At 45.8% G+C, this 19,537-nt stretch carries 19 protein-coding genes; 11 read left to right on the top strand and 8 right to left on the bottom strand.

What is annotated here, in order from left to right:
- Positions 1 to 397 precede the first annotated feature (397 nt).
- From L2744_RS17495 to L2744_RS17515, 5 genes are all read left to right on the top strand, one after another.
- Positions 398 to 1,123, top strand: coding sequence for an SIMPL domain-containing protein (locus L2744_RS17495; protein WP_248993107.1), 726 nt, complete (start codon positions 398 to 400; stop codon positions 1,121 to 1,123).
- Between the two features lie 101 nt (positions 1,124 to 1,224).
- Positions 1,225 to 1,656 (top strand): hypothetical protein, encoded by a 432-nt coding sequence (locus tag L2744_RS17500; protein ID WP_248993108.1) that lies wholly within the window; start codon positions 1,225 to 1,227, stop codon positions 1,654 to 1,656.
- 129 nt (positions 1,657 to 1,785) lie between these two features.
- Entirely contained in the window at positions 1,786 to 2,319 is a 534-nt protein-coding gene (locus L2744_RS17505) for a hypothetical protein (protein ID WP_248993109.1), read from the top strand.
- 65 nt (positions 2,320 to 2,384) lie between these two features.
- Positions 2,385 to 2,687 (top strand): hypothetical protein, encoded by a 303-nt coding sequence (locus tag L2744_RS17510; protein WP_248993110.1) that lies wholly within the window; start codon positions 2,385 to 2,387, stop codon positions 2,685 to 2,687.
- Between the two features lie 88 nt (positions 2,688 to 2,775).
- Positions 2,776 to 3,105 carry an SMI1/KNR4 family protein gene (locus tag L2744_RS17515; protein ID WP_248993111.1) on the top strand — a complete coding sequence of 110 codons (330 nt, stop codon included), beginning with the start codon at positions 2,776 to 2,778 and terminating at the stop codon, positions 3,103 to 3,105.
- Between the two features lie 384 nt (positions 3,106 to 3,489).
- Here the strand turns inward: L2744_RS17515 and L2744_RS17520 are convergent, their stop codons facing one another.
- The 5 genes from L2744_RS17520 to L2744_RS17540 all read right to left on the bottom strand — a co-directional run bounded on the left by L2744_RS17520 (position 3,490) and on the right by L2744_RS17540 (position 8,504).
- The gene (locus tag L2744_RS17520) at positions 3,490 to 4,854 is read right to left on the bottom strand and encodes a TrkH family potassium uptake protein (protein WP_248993142.1); all 1,365 of its coding nucleotides are present in this window, start codon (positions 4,852 to 4,854) and stop codon (positions 3,490 to 3,492) included.
- Position 4,855: 1 nt separating this feature from the next.
- Positions 4,856 to 5,554: a potassium channel family protein gene (locus tag L2744_RS17525; protein WP_248993112.1), complete on the bottom strand. Its 699-nt coding sequence runs from the start codon at positions 5,552 to 5,554 to the stop codon at positions 4,856 to 4,858.
- A gap of 42 nt (positions 5,555 to 5,596) precedes the next feature.
- Positions 5,597 to 6,286: a response regulator transcription factor gene (locus L2744_RS17530; protein ID WP_248993113.1), complete on the bottom strand. Its 690-nt coding sequence runs from the start codon at positions 6,284 to 6,286 to the stop codon at positions 5,597 to 5,599.
- Positions 6,287 to 7,333, bottom strand: coding sequence for a sensor histidine kinase (locus L2744_RS17535; RefSeq protein ID WP_248993114.1), 1,047 nt, complete (start codon positions 7,331 to 7,333; stop codon positions 6,287 to 6,289).
- A 247-nt stretch (positions 7,334 to 7,580) separates the two neighbouring features.
- Positions 7,581 to 8,504, bottom strand: coding sequence for a pirin family protein (locus L2744_RS17540; protein WP_248993115.1), 924 nt, complete (start codon positions 8,502 to 8,504; stop codon positions 7,581 to 7,583).
- 266 nt (positions 8,505 to 8,770) lie between these two features.
- Between L2744_RS17540 and L2744_RS17545 the strand changes: the two genes are divergently transcribed.
- Positions 8,771 to 9,235 (top strand): NlpC/P60 family protein, encoded by a 465-nt coding sequence (locus L2744_RS17545; protein WP_248993116.1) that lies wholly within the window; start codon positions 8,771 to 8,773, stop codon positions 9,233 to 9,235.
- A 61-nt stretch (positions 9,236 to 9,296) separates the two neighbouring features.
- Entirely contained in the window at positions 9,297 to 10,328 is a 1,032-nt protein-coding gene (locus L2744_RS17550; RefSeq protein WP_248993117.1) for a LacI family DNA-binding transcriptional regulator, read from the top strand.
- A gap of 87 nt (positions 10,329 to 10,415) precedes the next feature.
- Here the strand turns inward: L2744_RS17550 and gtfA are convergent, their stop codons facing one another.
- Entirely contained in the window at positions 10,416 to 11,900 is a 1,485-nt protein-coding gene (gene gtfA / locus L2744_RS17555) for a sucrose phosphorylase (RefSeq protein ID WP_248993118.1), read from the bottom strand.
- A gap of 261 nt (positions 11,901 to 12,161) precedes the next feature.
- On the opposite strand from gtfA, the gene L2744_RS17560 reads away from it, so the two are divergent.
- The 4 genes from L2744_RS17560 (at position 12,162) to mog (ending at position 17,956) form a co-directional block, all read left to right on the top strand.
- Complete coding sequence (locus tag L2744_RS17560) at positions 12,162 to 13,382, top strand: MFS transporter (RefSeq protein ID WP_248993119.1); 1,221 nt, start codon at positions 12,162 to 12,164, stop codon at positions 13,380 to 13,382.
- Positions 13,383 to 13,650: 268 nt separating this feature from the next.
- The gene (locus L2744_RS17565; protein WP_248993120.1) at positions 13,651 to 16,047 is read left to right on the top strand and encodes a TonB-dependent receptor domain-containing protein; all 2,397 of its coding nucleotides are present in this window, start codon (positions 13,651 to 13,653) and stop codon (positions 16,045 to 16,047) included.
- 112 nt (positions 16,048 to 16,159) lie between these two features.
- The gene (locus L2744_RS17570; RefSeq protein WP_248993121.1) at positions 16,160 to 17,170 is read left to right on the top strand and encodes a carbohydrate kinase family protein; all 1,011 of its coding nucleotides are present in this window, start codon (positions 16,160 to 16,162) and stop codon (positions 17,168 to 17,170) included.
- A 252-nt stretch (positions 17,171 to 17,422) separates the two neighbouring features.
- Positions 17,423 to 17,956, top strand: a complete 534-nt coding sequence (gene mog, locus L2744_RS17575; RefSeq protein ID WP_106648670.1) for a molybdopterin adenylyltransferase — start codon at positions 17,423 to 17,425, stop codon at positions 17,954 to 17,956.
- A 72-nt stretch (positions 17,957 to 18,028) separates the two neighbouring features.
- On the opposite strand, the gene L2744_RS17580 is transcribed toward mog, so the two are convergent.
- Both L2744_RS17580 and L2744_RS17585 read right to left on the bottom strand, forming a co-directional pair.
- The gene (locus L2744_RS17580; protein ID WP_248993122.1) at positions 18,029 to 18,277 is read right to left on the bottom strand and encodes a hypothetical protein; all 249 of its coding nucleotides are present in this window, start codon (positions 18,275 to 18,277) and stop codon (positions 18,029 to 18,031) included.
- 79 nt (positions 18,278 to 18,356) lie between these two features.
- Positions 18,357 to 19,505, bottom strand: a complete 1,149-nt coding sequence (locus tag L2744_RS17585; RefSeq protein WP_248993123.1) for an ABC transporter permease — start codon at positions 19,503 to 19,505, stop codon at positions 18,357 to 18,359.
- Between the last annotated feature and the right edge of the window lie 32 nt (positions 19,506 to 19,537).

Raw genomic sequence — 19,537 nt, forward strand, 5'->3', positions numbered from 1 at the left:
TTTTTTCCGTTCTAATACTGTAACCACGCATACGCATTTCTTCTTGAAGGCCGCTTAGAAATGGGCTTTTTAGACTCATGATAACCCTCGCTCTTAAATACTGTTATTTTATACAGTATTATTTGAAATTCCCGGATATCAAGGAAAATAGTGAAAAAATTTTGCGCGTTTGTACGTGTGCTAATTGATATAATTAATTTATATCAATATGTTATGTGTTTGCGATTTGAGATAATAGGTTTGGAAAACGCGCATGCGCGTTTTTCCAGATAGTATATTTGAAGAGAAGCTGATAAGTTATTTGCAATACAAGTAGTTAACTGTGCGCGTTTTCACTGGTCCAACGAGGTAAACGCGCATGCGCACTAATAAAATGTTATATTCACAAGGAGGTATCATGAAATTCCTAAGCATAATTACCCTATTGGTAATACCTTTTTTATCCTTTGCTAATTCTAGTTTGCCAAATAATCGGCATATTGCCATTGTAGGTAGTGCGCAGCTTGAAGCAAAGCCAGATATTGCAGTTATTTACTTGAAAGTAGAGAGTTTGAAGGCTGAAAGTGTTGACGCAAAATTAGACGTTGATGAAAGGGTTAACAATTTTTTGGATGGGCTGGCAAAATTTAATGTTAATGAAGAGAACGTGTCAGCATCTAGCATCTCGACTGAACCGCATTATTCTTACTCTAAGGATGACAAAGAAGAATTAGATGGCTACACCGCGCATCGAAATCTGAAAGTTACGCTTAATGATATTCAAAATATAAACAGTTTTGTTAATTTTGCACTTGATGTAAAAATCAATGAAATTCGCAATATCGAACTTAGATCGTCAAAAGCAGAAACTCTACAAAAAGAAGTAATTGCTTTAGCTGTTAAAAATGCTAAAGAAAACGGTAACTCTTATGCTCAAGCATTTGATGCAAAGCTAGGCAAAATATATAGCATTAACTCTGCTGAAAATCAGAGTTACGATCGGTACGGTGCTAACGATTATATTGAAAAAATAGTGGTAACTGGCTCACGACTTGGTAAGCCAGCTCAACCTGGTAAATATTTGCAAGAAAATATTGTGTTTTCAGCTTCGATAAATGTAGTTTTTGATCTTGAAGTAAAGTGAATATAACAAACCGTTTAACAAAAACGCCAGCAAACAACGCTGGCACGGACTCGCAAACAGCGCTCGCCCGTTAACGGAGCGTTATATTGCATCGAGAAATAATGAACTATCACCACTTTAGAATAAGCAAAGCTAACTTTTTGTTTTTGCTTCTTAAACTCTTTGCATTCTTAGCAGCTGTATTTCTACTTGCGAAGCTTCGATATGAAATGCAGACTCTTGCCATAATGCCAGGTCAGCTCATAGACTTAGTGTTCCTAGCTTGTTGTTTAGTTCTAGGATGGATGTATCGTGTCGGTTTAGATGCTATTGACCTAAGTCATAATCAGCAAAAGATAAAGATTAAAGTTGCTTATAATGTATACGGCTTTGTGTTTATCAAAATTCTGTGTGGGAGTGGACAAGAGGCTTCTGTTCGCCTTTGGAATCCTAAAAACTTTAAATACTCTCTTCCAGATGGTTGGTCGGTTGAGTGTATATTCAAATCAGACAATAAAATGCCAAAAGGCGGTTGTCGGCTGATTAAAAGCTAAAGTATGCGTTGATATGCAATATAACAAGTTACTTAATTTCGTTCCGGCCACAAAAAGCATGGCCTCCACGGGACTGCCTACGCTGCGCTGCGGCAGCCCATTAGTAATGCGTTATGTGTCGATGAGAGTATGAAGAAAATCGAAGAGTTCGCGGGGTATCTCACCTCGCTAAAGCGTGACGGTAGCGTGATCTTGCTGAGGCTTGCGCCATGGGATGTGCGTAACGATGACTCGCCAGTGCTTTTAGTGCAATCTAAATCGTCTAGCGTCAACCATCCAAACGGCCTAACACTTGAAAGCATTTTTGAGAATGAATACGAAATTGATGAATTAGAGTTAAACGAGAATAAGCTATCTATATGGGTCTATGATTTTGATTCACCAGTAGAGATTTCTGGAGACAATATCAGTTTTGAGTTTGTGCCATATAATCATGAAGAGTACAAAAATATTATTCTGAACAAAGACAAACATCTTGAGCAGTATTATAAAGAGAATGTTGGGCTCCGTAAAAAGTTGCATGAAGTTGCATCTTTCATTCAGCAGCAAGAGCAAAGGATATTGTTTAAATCGGCTACACACCCAGAAGGCACTGAGGGATACAAACTTTACAAAGGGCAGCTCAAGATACTTAGCAAGCTCAAAAATAGGTTAAACACATAACAAGCAAAGGCAGCCGACGCGTACCGCGCAGCTGCTTTGAGCGTTAGCAGTACAAGGAGTACATCTTGGATATTGAGTTTTTCCCACAAGAAGGGTGGGATAAATTTGAACAGCATGAGGAATTGATCAAGTCCATCTTCTCCAGCTTAACCCTCAAGGAGCAAGGGGGAGTGTGGCAATATCTAAACTTCACTTCGTTTAGCTCGATTTGGGAAAATGAACAGTCTGCGGTCATCTTAGAGTTTGCAGATGAAGAAGGGACTTTGATAGAACGGGTAGTGCTTAAAAATCCCTCTGAAAGTTCTGAGTTGCAGATTTTTATGCACACATTAAAAGAGTCTTTTCATCTTGAATGCAAAGACTGCTAACAAGTTAAAGCATCGGAAAACTACCCGCAGGCCAAAAAGCGGCCAAAGCGCGTGTGTTTTCCGCTGTTTAAAGCGTTAGGGCTCAGATATGAATCGAGCATTTGGTAAAGTATTCAAAAGCGAAACTGGCGTTGAGTACGGCGTAATCCGAAAAGCCAAGGAGCCATTTCCTGAAGTCTTATCCACTTCGAATGTCCTTGCCGAAGACGATTGCGGTAACTATTTCGTTCTGCTTAACGAGGCTGTGTGCTTCTGGGATCACGAAACGGGAGAGAACGAGGTTCTTTCTGAGTCAGTAAATGATTTTGTTTCTAGGTGTTCTGCTCCAGAAGAAGTCGAACTAGAGCCTGGCCAGGTAGAGTCGGCTTGGATAGATCCCGAGTTTGCGAAGCAATTCGGCATCAAGAGCAAGCCCTAACAAGCGCATGTTTCGGACAAATTTCCGCTGCGCTCCAATTCGCCGCAAATGCGAGCGTATCTCCATAGAAATTTTAATCCGAAACTGACAAGTTAGAGCAAAGGAGCTATCACGCTTTTGTCCCAAAGCGTGCTTCGTATTTATTTAAAACTTACAGACTACGCTAATACTAAAAAGGCGAGTCATGGCGATTAGTGAGACGACCTTCCGCCCCATGGACGGGGCGGTCGAGCATCCACGGATGGACTTGCTGCGCGTCGTAGAGCAAATGCCATGGTTCGCCTATAAGTCAGCGCCTCCATAGCCAACTCAATTACCTCGCTTGCTCAACATCATTCCTATTTGATGATCAGTAAATTTGGTGTGTCACCCACCAATCAATCCTTACCCAATCGCCAATTTGGTTTCAGCATAGCGCAGTTTTTTCACCCTTGGGTTGGCAAGGAAGTAGGCCAGCATCAGTGGGCCTAGGCGTCCCATATACATCATAAAGATGATGATACCTTGTCCTATATCTGAAAGACTCCCTGTTAAACCGCGTGATAAACCGACAGTGCCCAATGCTGAGACCGCCTCAAATACAATATCGATTAGTGGAGCTTTTTCGGTTAACACTAAGGCAAAAATAGCGAGCCAAGTGACGCCAATGGAGATCATGGTCAGCGCTAATGCTTTGCTGACGGTGTCCTTGGGGATTTCCCGTTTAAACACGTAAATGGCTTCATCGCGGCGTAAGTAGCCATAAGTTGCCAAGATAAGCACCATAAAGGTGACGACCTTTATGCCGCTGGCGGTGCTTAATGAGCCGCCGCCAATAAACATCAATACCAGCATGAGTAGTGTCGTACCATCTTCGAGTTGGTCTATGGCTAAGGTATTAAAGCCCGCGGTGCGCGGTGTTACCGCTTGAAACCATGAGGCTAACCATTTACCGAGTTCGCTGAGTGGTGCCAGTGTGTTGGGGTTATTGTATTCAATTAAGTAAATCGCAATCACGGCTATGGCATTGATAATAATAGTGCCGGTGATCATCATGCGGCTGTAAACGGTTAATTTTGACCAACGCTTGTTCCTACGAAGATCTATCCAGACTGAGAACCCTAGGCCACCGATAATAAATAAGCCCGTGATAGTGAGATTGATAATAGGATCGGCCACATAGGGCATTAAACTGTCGGCACTGAGGGCAAAACCTGCGTTATTAAAGGCACTAATCGTATAGAAAAAACCGTGGAATAAGCTGGTTTGCCAGCCGAGTTCATCGCTCCAATGCACAGATAAAATCAACATGCCTATGGCTTCAACCAACAGAGAAAACATCAATACGGCTTTTGCGGTCGAGACTAATGTCGATGTATCTGTTTGATTAAAGGCCTCTTTTGCGACTGTTTGCTGTAGAAAACCAATTCTGCCGCCAAGGGCTATCAGGGTCACAATCGCAAATGTCATCAGCCCAAGCCCGCCGAATTGGATCAAAAGGGCGATAACGATTTGGCCAAATGGCGTAAATACCGTCCCAGTGTCGACAACGACTAGGCCTGTGACTGTCACGGCGGAAGTGGCGGTAAACAAGCTTTGTAACCAAGTAATAGGCGCTTCGGTCGCTATGGGCAGTTTGAGTAAGCAAGTACCAAGGATGATCAGTAGTGCAAAGCTTAGGCTTAAAATAAAAGGTGGCGCACCTAACAGTTTTTTATCCGATCTGGGCTTGTGCTCAATTGCCATGATGGAGGGATGCCATTGAACCAAGTTACACCAACCTTGGTGCGAGATATTTAAGCTCGGCACGGCTACCACATAGCAACAATGCGTCATCGGTATGCAGTATAAAACTGCCATCAATCCTGCTAAATACCGCTAGATCGCGCTTAACCATAATGGCCGCAACCTTACCTTTAGGATCACGCATTACATTGTTTAAATCATCTTTCGCTCCATCCTGTACTGAGCCAAGAAGCTGGGCGACTGTGGTGTTATCTAGGTGGGGTTTTATATGAATTTCAACGATATATAGTCCATCACCAATGGCGAGAAAGTTATTTACCATAGGATAATTGAGCGATTGGGCGACACGCATCCCCATTTCTTCTTCTGGATGTATGATGCGTGCAACGCCGAGTTTAGACACGATAGTGTGGTGTGCCTTAGTGCTAGCTTTGACCCAAATAACTTGAACACCAAGATTTTTGAGTGCCAAGGTGCATAACAAACTCGATTGCATATCTTCGCCAATGGCGACGAGAACGGCTTCACTGTTGGCGAGGTCAAGCTCACGTAGCGCCGTTTCGTCGGAGCAGTCGCAAATGACGGCTTCAGTTAGGCTTTCAACATACTTTTCAACCATTTTGGGGTCACTGTCGACACCTGTGACCGTGTGGCCTAAGTGGATCAGTTCAAGGCTGGCTGCGACGCCGAATCGCCCTAAACCAATAACGGTAAAATGCGCCATACAAATATCCTTTTATGTTTGCTTTTGTGATGGTGAGAACGCTTACTTCTGATTGATGTCTGTTAAGCGGTAACCTAAACCCGCTTCTGTTTTAATCAGTTGCTGCTCGTTGCTGTCATTGAGTTTTTTACGTAGCTGACTCACTAGGATCCGCAGATAGTGGCTATCTTCTTGGTGGGTTTCGCCCCAAATATCCCGCAGTAATTCGGCCTGTGTGACTAACTTTCCAGGGTGAGACATTAAGGTCTCCATCAGGGCGAACTCTTTTTTGGTTAAGGCAATTTCTTGATGTTCTAGCCAAAGCTGGTGGGTGGTTTTTTGTAGTTTAAGTGGCCCAAAATGCAGTAAATCACTGACTGTAGGTTCATCCACTAAATCGCGGACTAATACCTTGATGCGGGCAATTAATTCTCTGATCCCAAAAGGCTTGCTGAGGTAATCATTGGCCCCGGCCTCTAAAAGGCGGATTTTCTCTTCCTCTTGATCGCGGGCGGTTAACACCAATACGGGGATTTTGTCGCTCTGCCGTAGGGTTTGTAGTAGCTCAATACCATCACCATCAGGTAATCCAAGGTCGAGTACCAACACGTGTGGTTGCTGCGCATGATAATGGGCTAGGGCTGCTGTTATTGACGATGCGCCAATATATTCAAATCCTTCCGCCTCTAATGAGATCCGCATAAAGGTGTGGATTTGCGCCTCGTCATCCACCACTAGCACTTTGTAAGCCATTTATTCTCTTTCCTTTTTTATTGGCAAAGCGATGCGGATTAGGCTGCCCTTGGTGACAGGTTCGGCGCTGATTTGGCCTTGGTGTGCGGTAATAATCCCTTTAGCAACAGCCAAGCCTAGACCTGCACCACCATCCGTTGATGGATGTTGGCGATAAAAGAGTTCAAAAACGGCTTCCATATCTGCGGCGGCTATACCGCAGCCCCGATCTTGGATATCCAATCTCAGCATATTTTCATATCGATAAACCTTAACTGTGACTTTTTTATCTTGTGGCGAGTAGCGCAATGCATTGTCCAGTACATTGAAAATGGCTTGTTCAATCAATGAACTGCATATCATCACTGTGGGTAGATCGGATTCACTCTTGATAACAATTCGTGGCTGCGTGGCCGGAAAACGCGCAATAGCTTGGTGTAACACATGAGTGATGGTGTCTTCACTCAAGCTAAACTTGAGTGCGCCATGTTGTAACTTAGTGGCCTGTAATAGATTTTCGATATATTGGTGCAAGCGGTGGCTTTCTGCCGCAGCGCTGTCAATTAGCTCATCCTTTTGGGATGGACTCAGCTTAGGCATATACTCTTTCAACGTTGTTAAAGTGCCAATAATGGTGGCGAGTGGCGTGCGTAAATCGTGGGAAACCGACAACAGAATACTGTTGCGTAACTGGGCTTGTTCAAGCGCATCTTGCTGACGCCGATAATGCTCGGCCAGTTTGCTGGTGGTTAGCGCCACTAAGAGGAACACTGCTAAGTTAAGAATATCCTCAAGATTAAACATCTGTAGCGAATAGCGCGGCGTGGTAAATAAAAAGTTATAACTTGCCGCTTCATACACTGCCGTAAAATAGGCGAAATTGGCGTTGCATTGCAAGGCAATAACGACCACGGCTAATTGTAAAATCAGTAGCACAGCGATGGTTGAGCCTGAGAAAAAATCGATGAAATAGCTGCTGAAAATCGCTATTACTAGCACTATAAAGGTGAATAAAGAGGGACGTGAACGCCAGTATTGTGTCATAGGTACAGCTATGGATGAAGTCATGAAATACAAAGAAGTATTAAAGAAGTTGTCCGTACTCTAACAAAGACATTTTAAGATAGCGCGTAAAAAATCCGTAAAATTTAGTCGATTGTTAGTGACTTAGCTTGCGATTAACTCGAGGGGATTGAGCTTACTCATATCAAGCTATAGGCGAATGATAAGGCTTACTGCGTAGACATCTGCTGTAAGCCTCACCCTCGGCGCTGGTTTAATCCGGTTGAATGCTAAAGCGCCATGGACTCCTTGATTACCACGGAATGGGTGGTGGGACTAAACGCTCACCATTATAGCCGGGAACGACGGCAAAGCGTGGGGAGTGTGCTTCCCACTCGGCTTGAGCTTTCGCAATTTCCTCTTTGCTATGGCCGACAAAATTCCACCAAATGCTGACCGGATCGGCCAGTGGTGCACCGCCAATCAGCAGTATGCGACAACCTGCTTCGAGTTCAACTGTAATGGTCTCACGTAACATACCAAGATACGCGAGGTCATTATTATCGAAGCTTTCATCCTCGATCTGGAAGCGGCCTTCGAGTGGCATTAGGGCATATTCGAAACTGGGGTCAAGGCGCAGGGTGAGCTTAGTGCTATTCGCTGCATAGAGATCCATGGCAACAATAGGTGAAAAGTGCAATGTAGGCGCCTGTTTATGCTGCCAAGTGCCAATCAGTAGGGTGAAGTCGACGTCAGCTTCGTGCCAAGTCGGTAACTCGGGATAGTGGTCGAATCTTGCTGCGGTATCTTTGTGCTCCAGTGGTAAGGCTATCCATAACTGCACCGCGTGCATAGTGCGATGACCTGTTACCGATTCTTCGGTATGGGCGATACCGTGTCCTGCCGTCATTAGGTTGACTTGCTTAGGACGGATCACTTGGGCACTGCCAATACTATCCCTATGCATGATTTCGCCTTCGAGCATCCAAGTAAATGTTTGCAGTCCAATATGTGGATGTTGGCCGACATTCAATAAGGGGCCGTCGGTGACAGGGCCAATATGATCGAGGAAGCACCAAGGACCTATGAGGCGGCGGCCTTTTTGTGGAATAGCCCGCGCGACGGGAATACCGCCAACATCACTGATTTTTGGGGTGATGCGTTGGACTTGAATTCGACCATTTTCAATCGGGCATTCCCTCGGGCCACCAAAAAACTGCGCTTGCTGTTCACTCATGCTGACTCCTTATCTTCAACTTGTTTGTAGACCTTAAGATTATTGATAGGCTAAGCATTTATTACTGAGTGTAATGTATTACATAATTACTGCATCCAGGGAGTGTTAATATAGATTATTCTGTTTAATAGCCTTAACGTGTTATTAAGCATAGGTTTACTGTGGTTGGTGTAGCATAATTAGGAACTCTTATTTAGTACTGAATTAACCCGATAAAACTTACTATTAAGTTGCTGTGAAATCCGCCAGTATTGAGTGTGACGTTAATGAAAAGATTATTGATAGTTATCTTAGCCTTAGGTCTTGGCGCTTGCGCTAGTGCGCCAGAACCTAAGCCTGTGGTAAAGCAAGTTGAGCTCGCCTCTGCTTGGGATGATAGCAATATTGCTGAGCTGCATTCAGAGTGGCGTGGCGTGCCCTATCGTCTAGGTGGCGGCTCTAAAAAAGGTATTGATTGTTCGGCCTTTGTGTCTGTCGCTTACCAAAAAATGTTGGGTATGGTATTACCGCGCACCGTCGAAGAACAGCAAGCACTCGGCAGGCCTGTGTCTAGGGATCAACTTCGCAGGGGTGACTTAGTCTTTTTCAAAACAGGTTGGAGTACCCACCATGTTGGCATTTATGTGGGGAGTGATAATTTCCTCCACGTATCAACTAGCCAAGGGGTGAAAATTTCGAGTCTGCATAACAGTTATTGGGCATCTAAGTATTGGAATGCACGGCGAATTTAAACCTTGTATTATTTGCGCTGAGCCGTATTTTTGTGGCCTTATTTGATTCCAGGACATAAGCATGACAACAACAAAACACTGGACCCTAAAGAGCATAGCCAACGAGTTGGGTGTCTCTAATGCCACTGTGTCTAACGCCTTTAATCGCCCCGATCAATTATCGGAAAAACGTCGTAACGACATTTTGGCTGCCTGCACTAAGCTTGGCTATTTCGGGCCGAATAAAGCGGCTCAATCCTTACGTAAGGGCAAGTTTGATACTGTCGCCTTAGTGCTGTCGGACAGCGTGGAATATATGGTGTCCGATCCTGTCGCCAGTAAATTTATGAAGGGCGTGGCGTCTGTCTTGGAGCAGGAGAAACTGAATCTATTGCTGTTTTCGGGCAGCTCAGACAGCGTGAATGCGGTCGCTGACTTTGTGGATGGTTTTATTTGTTATGGTCGCCCGCGCAATGCTCTGTTGGCCGAGCAGTTAAAGCAGGTAAAGAAAAAGGTCGTTACGGTCGATTTTGATATCCACAGAAATGCTTCTGTGAGCATAGACAATAAGTTAGCTGCCTATGAAGTGGCGAAACTGGCATTGCAGTCACCCGCAGACAATGTGGCCATTTTGGGGCTACGCTTGCTCGACACTCACTTGACTTGCCGCGTTTATGATTTGAATTTACTGGAGATAGACACGTCAGTCGCCCATCAAAGGTTACAAGGTTACCTGCAAGCGATTGAAGAAGTGGGCGTTGTACTGGGGCAGGATAGGATTTGGAATATTCCCGAGAGCAATGCTGAATATGCGGCGATAGCGGCAAAAGAAGCGCTGAACTCGACTCCGCGCCCGAATGTGTTTTTATGCATGAGTGACTTAATCGCCCTGAGCGTGCTCGGTCAGGCACAGGCAATGGGGCTGCGCGTTCCCGAAGACGTGCGAGTGGTAGGTTTTGATGGCATAGATGAAGGCACGCGCTCAAATCCACCGTTAACCACAGTCTGTCAATACTCTGAGCAGAAGGGACGAAAAGCGGCGCAAATGTTTGTCAGTGCTGCCGTACATGCAGAAGTTTTGGGCTATGAATTGCGTCTGGGTAAGAGTTGCTAATATCTGATTTTTTTAAACTAAAAAGGCGCATTCAATGCGCCTTTTTGCTATCTACCAACTATGCTGTTTGGCTTAGTCTTATTAAGCTCAGGCTTGAGATTGAGCCAGTAGCCTTGATAAGGATATCTGTGTCTCTTTGCCTTGTTCATCTAATAGAATGATTTGGCCATCTTTATTGGCGAAGTCGAGGGTAAGGCTCGCCCGACAATCGGCAGCAGTCCAAGATAGCGTCAGCGTTTGCTCGTTCGATGCCATAGTAAAATGACCATCAAAGGCGCGGTTGCTATTACGTAGTTTAATTAGCTGAGTCAGCGCCTTAACTACAGGTTTCTGTAACGCTTGCTGCACTTTTTCACGGTTTAAGTAAGGACGATTAATATCACGACCGACATGGGTTTTGTTGAGCAGATCCATATCGTTTGGAATCGCCAGCAGACCCGCGTAATACACCTGCGGAATCCCTGGGGTGAAAAACTGAATCGCGCGCGCCATCAAATAATCTTGGTCATTCTGGCCGAGTGCATCGTAATAGGTACAGTTGATTTGGTATAAATCGACATTACTGGCAGCGGCTCCTGTGGCTTGTAGACTCTCGCCTTGGCTGTTGCCATGTATGGTTTCGACCAGATTATCAATTTGATTTTCGGTCAATAATCCGTGTAAACCATCCATAGGGCCGACATCGATAATGCCAATGCCGTCGTGGGTGTCGAGTACGGTAATGCAGTTGCGTGGCGCCATTTCCAGCCAATGGGTCAAGGCGCGGCAATCTTGGCTAAACAGCGTGTGCAAGATGAGCGGTGGCAGGGCGAAGTCGTACACCATATCGACGCGCTTGGCGATTTCGACCTGAGTCATATGGTGCGAATGGATTTCGGCCAGAGTTGTCATGCCTAACTGATTGGCCTGCTTAGCTAATTTATCCACAAATTCGAAGGACTCTTCGATCATAAAGCAACTGGTGCCGGGCTTTTTAATCGCATAGCCCGCGGCGTCTAAGCGGATCAGATTCACTTTACTGTGATCGAAACGCGCCAGTACTCGGTTTAAATAATCTTTACCTGCGGCCGAGTTAACGTCGATATCGATTTGATTGCGGGTAAAGGTTGTCCAAAACTCTTCAGTCGAGCCATCGGCTAAGGTGTAAGTGCTGAAACAACTGCCCGGACGTGGACGATAGATAGCGGCTTGATCTTGCTCGCTTAAGCCCTCAGGAAATACCTTGTCTTTGGTTAAAAACAAATCCCAGTAGGCCGATTGTTTGCCGTGTTTGAGCACGTCTTTAAACTCTGGCGACTCGGCTGACATATGGTTAACGATAAGGTCGGCCATGATGTCGTAGTCATCACCAATGCGTTTAACGTCATCCCAATTACCTAAGCGTGAATCGACTTGCACATGGTCTATGGGATCGAAACCCGCATCACTGCCGTCAATGGGAAAATAGAAAGGCAAAAGATGTACGCCGCCGAATAGACCTTGCAACTCGTTATCGAGCAGCGTTTTGAGCTCCTTGAGCCCTGCATTCGTTATCCTGTCGACATAGGTGATCAGTTGCACTTGGTTTTTCATACTTTGCCCACGCTTGAGTTGTCTTTCTAGAGTAAATATTTATGGCGATCTTTTAATTGATTGCACAACTAAACTTAATCGATTAAGTTGTATATTTAACCAATATGAAACATTATTCAAGTGGTTTGTTGGATTTTTGAGTTAGTCTCACGTTTTGGGGGAGGCTAGCTCGTTGCGGTACATAAAAACCGAAACCCTTTCAGGATGCTGCCACTTAGCGCTTGGGAGTGAGTAGGGATAATAACGATAAGGTGAAATAGTATGGTAAGTGATTCAAAAGGTTGCGATAGCCGCAATCACACCCGTATTCGGGTACTCACATATTTGATGTTTTTCATGTTCGCTATGACCTCAGATGCCGTGGGCGTCATTATTCCAGAGCTGATATCCCAGTTTGATTTATCTATGTCTCAGGCCAGTGCTTTTCACTATATGCCGATGATTTTTATCGCAATTAGTGGGCTATTTTTAGGTTTTTTGGCGGATAAAATTGGGCGTAAGTTAACCATTCTATTGGGACTGTTGTTATTCGCGCTCGCCTGTTTTATGTTCGCGTTGGGTGAATCTTTTTACTATTTCTTGTTCCTGCTTGCCTTTGTCGGCACTGCGATTGGCATCTTTAAAACCGGTGCACTTGGGCTTATCGGCGATATCTCGACCTCATCAAAACAGCATTCCAGCACTATGAATACGGTCGAAGGTTATTTTGGGGTTGGCGCTATGATAGGGCCAGCCATCGTCAGTTATTTACTGATCAGCGGCGTCTCTTGGAAGTATCTGTATTTTGGGGCGGGTTGCTTCTGTTTAGTGCTGTGTTGGTTAGCCTACCGGGCGGATTATCCGCAAATTAAGCGTTCCTCGACTGAAACTATTAACCTTGCCAGCACCTTTAAGATGATGAAAAACCCTTATGCATTAGGGTTTTCACTCGCGATAGGCTTATATGTTGCGACCGAAGTGGCGATTTACGTGTGGATGCCGACCCTGTTGCAAAGTTATCAAGGTGACTTCACCACCTTAGCCACCTACGCCCTGACGATCTTTTTTACCCTGCGTGCGGGTGGTCGCTTTTTAGGGGGCTGGGTGCTCGATCGCTTCCCTTGGCAGCAAGTGATGTTCTGGTTTAGTTTTGCGATAAGTGCTTGTTATCTAGGATCTATGATCTACGGTATTGAAGCTGCTGTCGTGCTGTTGCCCCTGTCAGGCCTATTTATGTCCATGATGTATCCGACGCTGAACTCTAAGGGCATCAGTTGTTTCCCTGTGGATCAACATGGCTCTGTGGCTGGGGTGATCTTATTTTTTACTGCGGTATCCGCCGCTGTTGGGCCTCTGCTAATGGGCTTAGTTGGCGATATCTTCGGCCATGTTAAATATGGTTTCTACCTTGCCACTGGTTTTGCCATTTTGTTGTGCCTCCTTAGCGGATTTAACCTAGTTAAAGATCCGTCACGCCATTTGTTAACGACCGGAACGCACTAAATTGGGCTGTGACAGAAAATATTTTCCTGTCACATTTTCTCAATTAATCAATCTGTTGACCTAATACATCCAGAGTATGAACCAAAACTGTGCAAAAAACGCACTTGCTTTTTGTTAATTAGTTGCTAACTTGTTAACTTAATCGATTAAGTTGTGGTTTTAGCTAATCATGAATGATAACTAAGATAGTTTTTCGATTAATCACAATTCAGTCGATGTTGCCATGGGGAGATAGGGCAGCATCACAAATATGGATGGGGACATAAAAATGATAAAAAGCACATCTCAGAAATTTTTGTTAAGTTCATTGGCCGTTATGGTGAGTTCTCACCTTTGGGCTGTAGAGGCACCACAACAGGAAGAAGCCAAGAAAGATGCACTCGGTTTAGAAAGAATTACCGTAACTGGGGTTGCCCGCGGTACGCGTGTCATGGACTCGAGTGTGTCCGTCAGCAGCGTGTCACTGGCCGAGCTTGAGGTGAGCACGCCACGCTCATCGGCGGAGGCATTTCGTATTATTCCGGGGATAAAGGTCGAATCTACTGGCGGTGAAGGTAATGCCAACATTGCTGTCCGTGGTTTACCTGTGGCTTCTGGCGGCGCTAAGTTCCTGCAAATTCAAGAAGATGGTTTGCCCATCATGCAGTTTGGCGATATCGCCTTCGGTAACTCAGACATCTTTTTACGCTTAGACTCTACGGTGCAAACAATTGAATCTATCCGTGGTGGCTCGGCATCGACCGCCGCCAGTAATGCCCCCGGCGGCATTATCAACGTGATCAGTAAAACCGGTTCATCTGATGCGGGCAGTGTTTCTACCACCTTCGGGCTGGATTACGATACTTTCCGCACCGACTTTGAATACGGTACTAGCATCAACGACAGCCTGCGTTTCCATGTGGGTGGTTTCGTGCGTACGGGTGAAGGCCCACGCGAAGCGGGCTATAACGCCAACAAAGGCGGCCAGATCAAAGCCAACTTAACTAAAGAATTCGATAATGGCTATGTTCGCCTGTATTTCAAACATTTAGACGATAAAAGCATAGGTTACTTACCTATGCCCATGTACTCGGATGGCAGCTCAATCCCTGGTTTTGACGCTAAATCCGATGCGATTCAGTCCGCTTATTTCCTCTCTACTTTGAGCTTAGGTGCCGATGGCGAACGTCGTCGTGGCGATATGCGCGATGGCATGAATCCTGTGGTCGATTCTGTGGGCTTAGAGGCTTCCTTCGATTTAGGTAATGACTGGCAGGTAGAAAACCGTTTCCGTTTCTCCGATGTGAGCGGTAACTTCCTGTCGCCATTCCCCGCCGAAGTGGCGAACGGCAGCGATATCGCGACCAGTATTGCGGGTACTGGCGCTAAGTTGATTTACGCCAATGGACCTAATGCAGGCAATCCAATGGATGGTTTAGCTATGCGTATCAATACCTTTGATGTGCAGATGAATGATTTTGGCTCAATCGTAAACGACCTGAAATTAACAAAAACCTTCGACGATACCAGCGTGACATTCGGCTATTACAGTGCAGTGCAAAACATCAGTATGACCTGGATGTGGAACTCCTATCTGATGGAAGTGAAGGGTGATAATGCGGCGCTGTTGGATGTGGTTGCCGCCGATGGCACGGCTTATTCTGATAATGGCCTCTATGCTTATGGCGTGCCTTATTGGGGAAATTGTTGCCAACGCAATTACGATACCGACTACAGCATAAAAGCGCCTTACCTCGCGTTAGCATCGAGTTTTGGTGACCTTTCGCTTGATGCCAGTGTGCGTTATGACAGCGGTGATGCGAGCGGTTACTATGCGGGTAGCGTGCAATCGCAGGTGGATATGAATCAGGATGGCGTGATTTCCATCCCTGAGCAAAGCGTGTCTTCTATCGACAATGCTAATCCTCAGCCGGTGAATTACGACTGGAATTACACTTCCTATTCATTGGGTGCTAACTACCAGTTTTCTAGTGACTTAGCAGCATTTGGCCGCTTGAGCCACGGTGGCCGCGCTAATGCCGACCGCTTGTTATTTGGTAAGGTTCGTGCCGATGGTTCAGTGGCGAAGGAAGATGCGGTTGATAAGGTTGATCAGTACGAGTTAGGTGTTAAGTATCGTTACAATGATCTGTCTGTGTTTGCGACGGCATTCTACTCTGAAACCGAAGAGCAAAACTTTGAAGCTACTAGCCAACGTTTCTTCGACCGTAAGTATAAAGCTAAAGGTATTGAAATCGAGTCGGCCTATTTTATCGGTGACTTCGACTTTAGAGGCAACCTGACGTGGACCGATGCCGAGATTGCTAAGGATGCATTGACGCCAGAAGTGGTCGGTAACACCCCAAGAAGACAGGCTGACTTTATCTACTCTTTGATGGGACGTTACAACTTTAACCAAGGTTCAGTGGGGGTTAACTTAATTGGCACTACAGATTCCTATGCTCAAGATAATAATGACTTAAGTTTCGATGGCTACAACCAAGTGAATGCCTTTGCGACGTACAATCTGACCGAGGCAATGAGTGTGTCCTTAAACGTCAACAACTTGTTTGATGTCACGGGTATTACTGAAGCAGAAGAAGGCTCAATCCCCGATAACAATATCATCCGTGCCCGTACCATTAATGGCCGTACCACTAGCGCGACGCTTAAATACGAGTTCTAAGCGGATGTTGCTACAGAAACTGTTTTTATAGAAAAAATGCTAAGCCAAAACAGCCCATGAAAGTGGGCTTTTTGCCTGATACAGAATATAGAATGACAAAGTTGGAGATAAAATGACGGTATTACTCAGCTTCGGTGAGGTGTTAGTGGACTTGCTGCCAACCGATGCCACGGGCAAACATCATCAGCCGATTGCCGGTGGCGCGCCCGCTAATGTGGCCGTGGGTTACGCTAAACTCGGCGGCAAGAGTTACTTTGCTGGTGGTATCAGCGTCGATCATTATGGTGTTATGTTAACCGCGGCCTTAGCGGAGCAAGGTGTGGTGACGGATTTTCTTGCCGAAGTGCCTAACGCCGCCACTGCGACTGTGTTGGTTAATTTGGATGAACAGGGTGAACGCACCTTTGAGTTCAATCGTAATGACACAGCCGATATGCGCTACAGCAATCAGCATTTCGATAGTATTCCATGGCAGGGTATTGATATTTTTCATCTTTGCTCAAATACCTTTACCGAAACTGCTATTTTTAACACTAGCCTTTATGGTGCGCGCCGTGCCAATGCGTTCGCGACTTTAGTGAGTTTTGATGTGAATCTGCGTTTATCCCTGTGGCAGGACACGTCTCTGCTATCCGAGCGGGTTGAGCAGTGTTTTCGCTACACTCAAGTGCTGAAAATGAGCCGTGAAGAAGCGGACTACTTAGCACGGGAGAAAAGTTTAGCGCGGGCGCGGGAGACTGCGGGCAGCAATGGCAACAATAGTTTTGAAGATTATCTGCTGTTCTGCCTTGCCCAAGGGGTTGAGGTGATTTTGGTCACCGATGGCGCCAATCCAGTGCAATGCATTACTGCGCAGCAAAGGTTTAGCGTACCAGTGCCGCAAATATCTGCTGTGGATACTACGGCCGCGGGCGACAGTTTTATCTCAGGTTTTCTGTTCGCATTAGGTTTAGGGCTCGAACATGATCTTGAATCCGATTTAGGAAATTTAAGCTTGAAGCAAAGGCTCGCAAGCCAAGCGCACTTAGAGGCGGCTGTGGTATTTGCTACTCGCTGCGGCGCGTTTACCTGCGGGCAAAAGGGCGCGTTTCCCGCCTTACCTACGTTGGCGCAGGTTAGCTAACCCTCACTGCATTAACGATAATATCCAAGGCGAGCCTATTGAGTTTGCCTTGGATTTTTTGTCTTTTAGATTTTCCGCCCGTCATTCTTCAATAGCATAGCGCGAACCAAATCACGTTTTAGTCGCCCCCTTTGTAAAGCATTTATGCTATTTTAGCTGCGACTTAAGGTCGAAGATGCATCGGATTTTTCCATGCTTGATGTCGACATTTTTTTCGGCATGGTTTTATTTCAACATCATTGGGGATTTCCTATGAGCAAAGCAAAAATCGGTATTGTGACGGTAAGCGATCGCGCCAGCGCGGGAATTTATGAAGATATCTCAGGCAAGGCGATTATCGACACGCTCAACGACTATCTCACCAGCGAGTGGGAGCCGATTTACCAAGTGATCCCCGATGAGCAGGATGTGATTGAAGCGACGTTGATCAAAATGGCCGACGAGCAGGATTGCTGCTTGATTGTCACTACGGGCGGCACTGGCCCAGCGAAACGCGATGTCACCCCAGAAGCGACAGAAGCCGTCTGCGATCGCATGATGCCGGGCTTTGGTGAGTTGATGCGCGCTGAGTCATTAAAGTTTGTTCCTACCGCCATTTTATCGCGCCAAACCGCAGGATTACGTGGCGATTCATTGATTGTGAACTTGCCCGGCAAACCAAAATCGATTCGCGAATGTTTAGATGCCGTGTTCCCCGCTATTCCTTACTGTATCGATTTGATGGAAGGCCCGTATTTAGAGTGCAATGAGTCGGTTATCAAACCATTCAGGCCTAAGGCTAAGTAATCTTGCTATCGAGCCTGTAAAAAACGAAGCCACTGAAAATCCAGTGGCTTTGTTGTTTGAGGAGCTTAGGGTTCATAACCGATTAATCTGTTGCTTTAGCTCGTACTCTGGCTCTGTCACTATTTTTTCAAGCACTTGTACTCGCTCAATTAGAGCTTGGTTTTGCAGACTAAGTTGAGTCACTTTATCCTCAAGGTGCCTATCGTCTGCGGTACCCACTCCAAGTTGGCGCGCCTTTAAATAGTGCTTAAACATCTCAGTAGCGCTGAGGCCAATAATGAAGCTGACCATAATCACCATTAAGACATATTCGTTTTCCATAACAAACTCCCGTTTCTATTGAGGTTTTCAACTTGGGAACGACTTAGTTATCGTCCCCAAGTTTATCGATCGAAGCGCCCTATAAACCGAAGATCACTTTTTCACTCCTGAGCGACCTTTCCATGCCAAAGGCGAGCAATATCGCAATGGCGAGTGTGCCTAAGGTCGAAACCAGTAACTGCAACATGGGCAAGTCTTTACCTTTGATAAAGTCCATTAATGCCTGTTGCTGACCCGAGACGGGCAACCACTGCAGCATATCTGGCGCTATGTTGTAACTGGCGGCCATCGACAGGGCTAAGGGCACAAACAGCACCATGGTCAGATAGGACTGAGCTTCCTTAAAGGTTTTCGCCATAAAAGACACAAACAGTTGCAGACAAGCGGCCATTAACGCGACGGGGATGCCGACTACTAACATCAGCAGCATAAATTCCGTGGTGATGTTGACGCTAAAGCCTAATTCCTGCCATGGCACAAAGGCGTAGGCGATTTTAGACACCAGCAAGATCAGCACTAAACCGAGCAAAGCGAACAGGCTTACCGCAATAATTTTTGACAGCACTAACTGGCGAGTGGTCAGCGGATGGCTCAGTAGCAGGGCCAAGGAGTTGCGTTCGCGCTCACCGGCACTGGTGTCGATAGCTAGGTTCATCCCCGAGATAAATACCGAGTAAATCATAGTGAAAATGGCGATACCTAAGATCATCCCACCCTTAGAGTCTGTAGTGGCTTTGTCTTGCACATTTACCTTGAGCGGCTGCACCACGCGCGGGTCGATACCGCGGGCAATTAAACGTAAACTGCCCATTTCAGCGCTGTAGGCCTGCAGTTGTTTCTCGAGTCTGCGAATCGAGTTCTGTAGTTTCTCCTCTGAATTATCGGCCACGATAGTGATTTCGGCGCTTTTGCCTTGGTTCATTTGCGCGGCATAGTCGGTGCTGATGATCAGTTCTATCGCTTTAAGGTCTTTGGCGTCAGAGCCATCGGCCGCACCTTGAGTGATGCCCTTATTTGATAAAAATCTTACTAAATCCGGTGCTTTATCGGGATTTTTAATGGTGATTTTTAAATCATCGGGGCTGGTTAGCTGGCCAATTAACACCATAAATAGGCCGCACATGATCAACGGCGTACCTATGGCGTAGTACAGCCCCGCCATCACAGAGCGCTTATCGCGGGCGGCATCGATGAGTTCTTTACGAACCATAGCGATTATTTTATTCATGCTGTTATTCCTTTATCCATGATCTTATCTAT

It is taken from the genome of Shewanella profunda (assembly GCF_023283765.1).
GTDB classification, from domain to species: Bacteria; Pseudomonadota; Gammaproteobacteria; order Enterobacterales; family Shewanellaceae; genus Shewanella; species Shewanella profunda.

What these genes read in the sequence shown, in the direction of transcription:
- L2744_RS17560 (WP_248993119.1), top strand. Translation starts at nt 12,162, where the DNA reads ATGGTAAGTGATTCAAAAGGTTGCGATAGCCGCAATCACACCCGTATT.
- L2744_RS17585 (WP_248993123.1), bottom strand. Translation starts at nt 19,505, where the DNA reads ATGAATAAAATAATCGCTATGGTTCGTAAAGAACTCATCGATGCCGCC.
- L2744_RS17495 (WP_248993107.1), top strand. Translation starts at nt 398, where the DNA reads ATGAAATTCCTAAGCATAATTACCCTATTGGTAATACCTTTTTTATCC.
- L2744_RS17565 (WP_248993120.1), top strand. Translation starts at nt 13,651, where the DNA reads ATGATAAAAAGCACATCTCAGAAATTTTTGTTAAGTTCATTGGCCGTT.
- L2744_RS17530 (WP_248993113.1), bottom strand. Translation starts at nt 6,286, where the DNA reads ATGGCTTACAAAGTGCTAGTGGTGGATGACGAGGCGCAAATCCACACC.
- L2744_RS17505 (WP_248993109.1), top strand. Translation starts at nt 1,786, where the DNA reads ATGAAGAAAATCGAAGAGTTCGCGGGGTATCTCACCTCGCTAAAGCGT.
- mog (WP_106648670.1), top strand. Translation starts at nt 17,423, where the DNA reads ATGAGCAAAGCAAAAATCGGTATTGTGACGGTAAGCGATCGCGCCAGC.
- gtfA (WP_248993118.1), bottom strand. Translation starts at nt 11,900, where the DNA reads ATGAAAAACCAAGTGCAACTGATCACCTATGTCGACAGGATAACGAAT.
- L2744_RS17540 (WP_248993115.1), bottom strand. Translation starts at nt 8,504, where the DNA reads ATGAGTGAACAGCAAGCGCAGTTTTTTGGTGGCCCGAGGGAATGCCCG.
- L2744_RS17570 (WP_248993121.1), top strand. Translation starts at nt 16,160, where the DNA reads ATGACGGTATTACTCAGCTTCGGTGAGGTGTTAGTGGACTTGCTGCCA.
- L2744_RS17525 (WP_248993112.1), bottom strand. Translation starts at nt 5,554, where the DNA reads ATGGCGCATTTTACCGTTATTGGTTTAGGGCGATTCGGCGTCGCAGCC.
- L2744_RS17550 (WP_248993117.1), top strand. Translation starts at nt 9,297, where the DNA reads ATGACAACAACAAAACACTGGACCCTAAAGAGCATAGCCAACGAGTTG.
- L2744_RS17545 (WP_248993116.1), top strand. Translation starts at nt 8,771, where the DNA reads ATGAAAAGATTATTGATAGTTATCTTAGCCTTAGGTCTTGGCGCTTGC.
- L2744_RS17515 (WP_248993111.1), top strand. Translation starts at nt 2,776, where the DNA reads ATGAATCGAGCATTTGGTAAAGTATTCAAAAGCGAAACTGGCGTTGAG.
- L2744_RS17580 (WP_248993122.1), bottom strand. Translation starts at nt 18,277, where the DNA reads ATGGAAAACGAATATGTCTTAATGGTGATTATGGTCAGCTTCATTATT.
- L2744_RS17500 (WP_248993108.1), top strand. Translation starts at nt 1,225, where the DNA reads ATGAACTATCACCACTTTAGAATAAGCAAAGCTAACTTTTTGTTTTTG.
- L2744_RS17535 (WP_248993114.1), bottom strand. Translation starts at nt 7,333, where the DNA reads ATGACTTCATCCATAGCTGTACCTATGACACAATACTGGCGTTCACGT.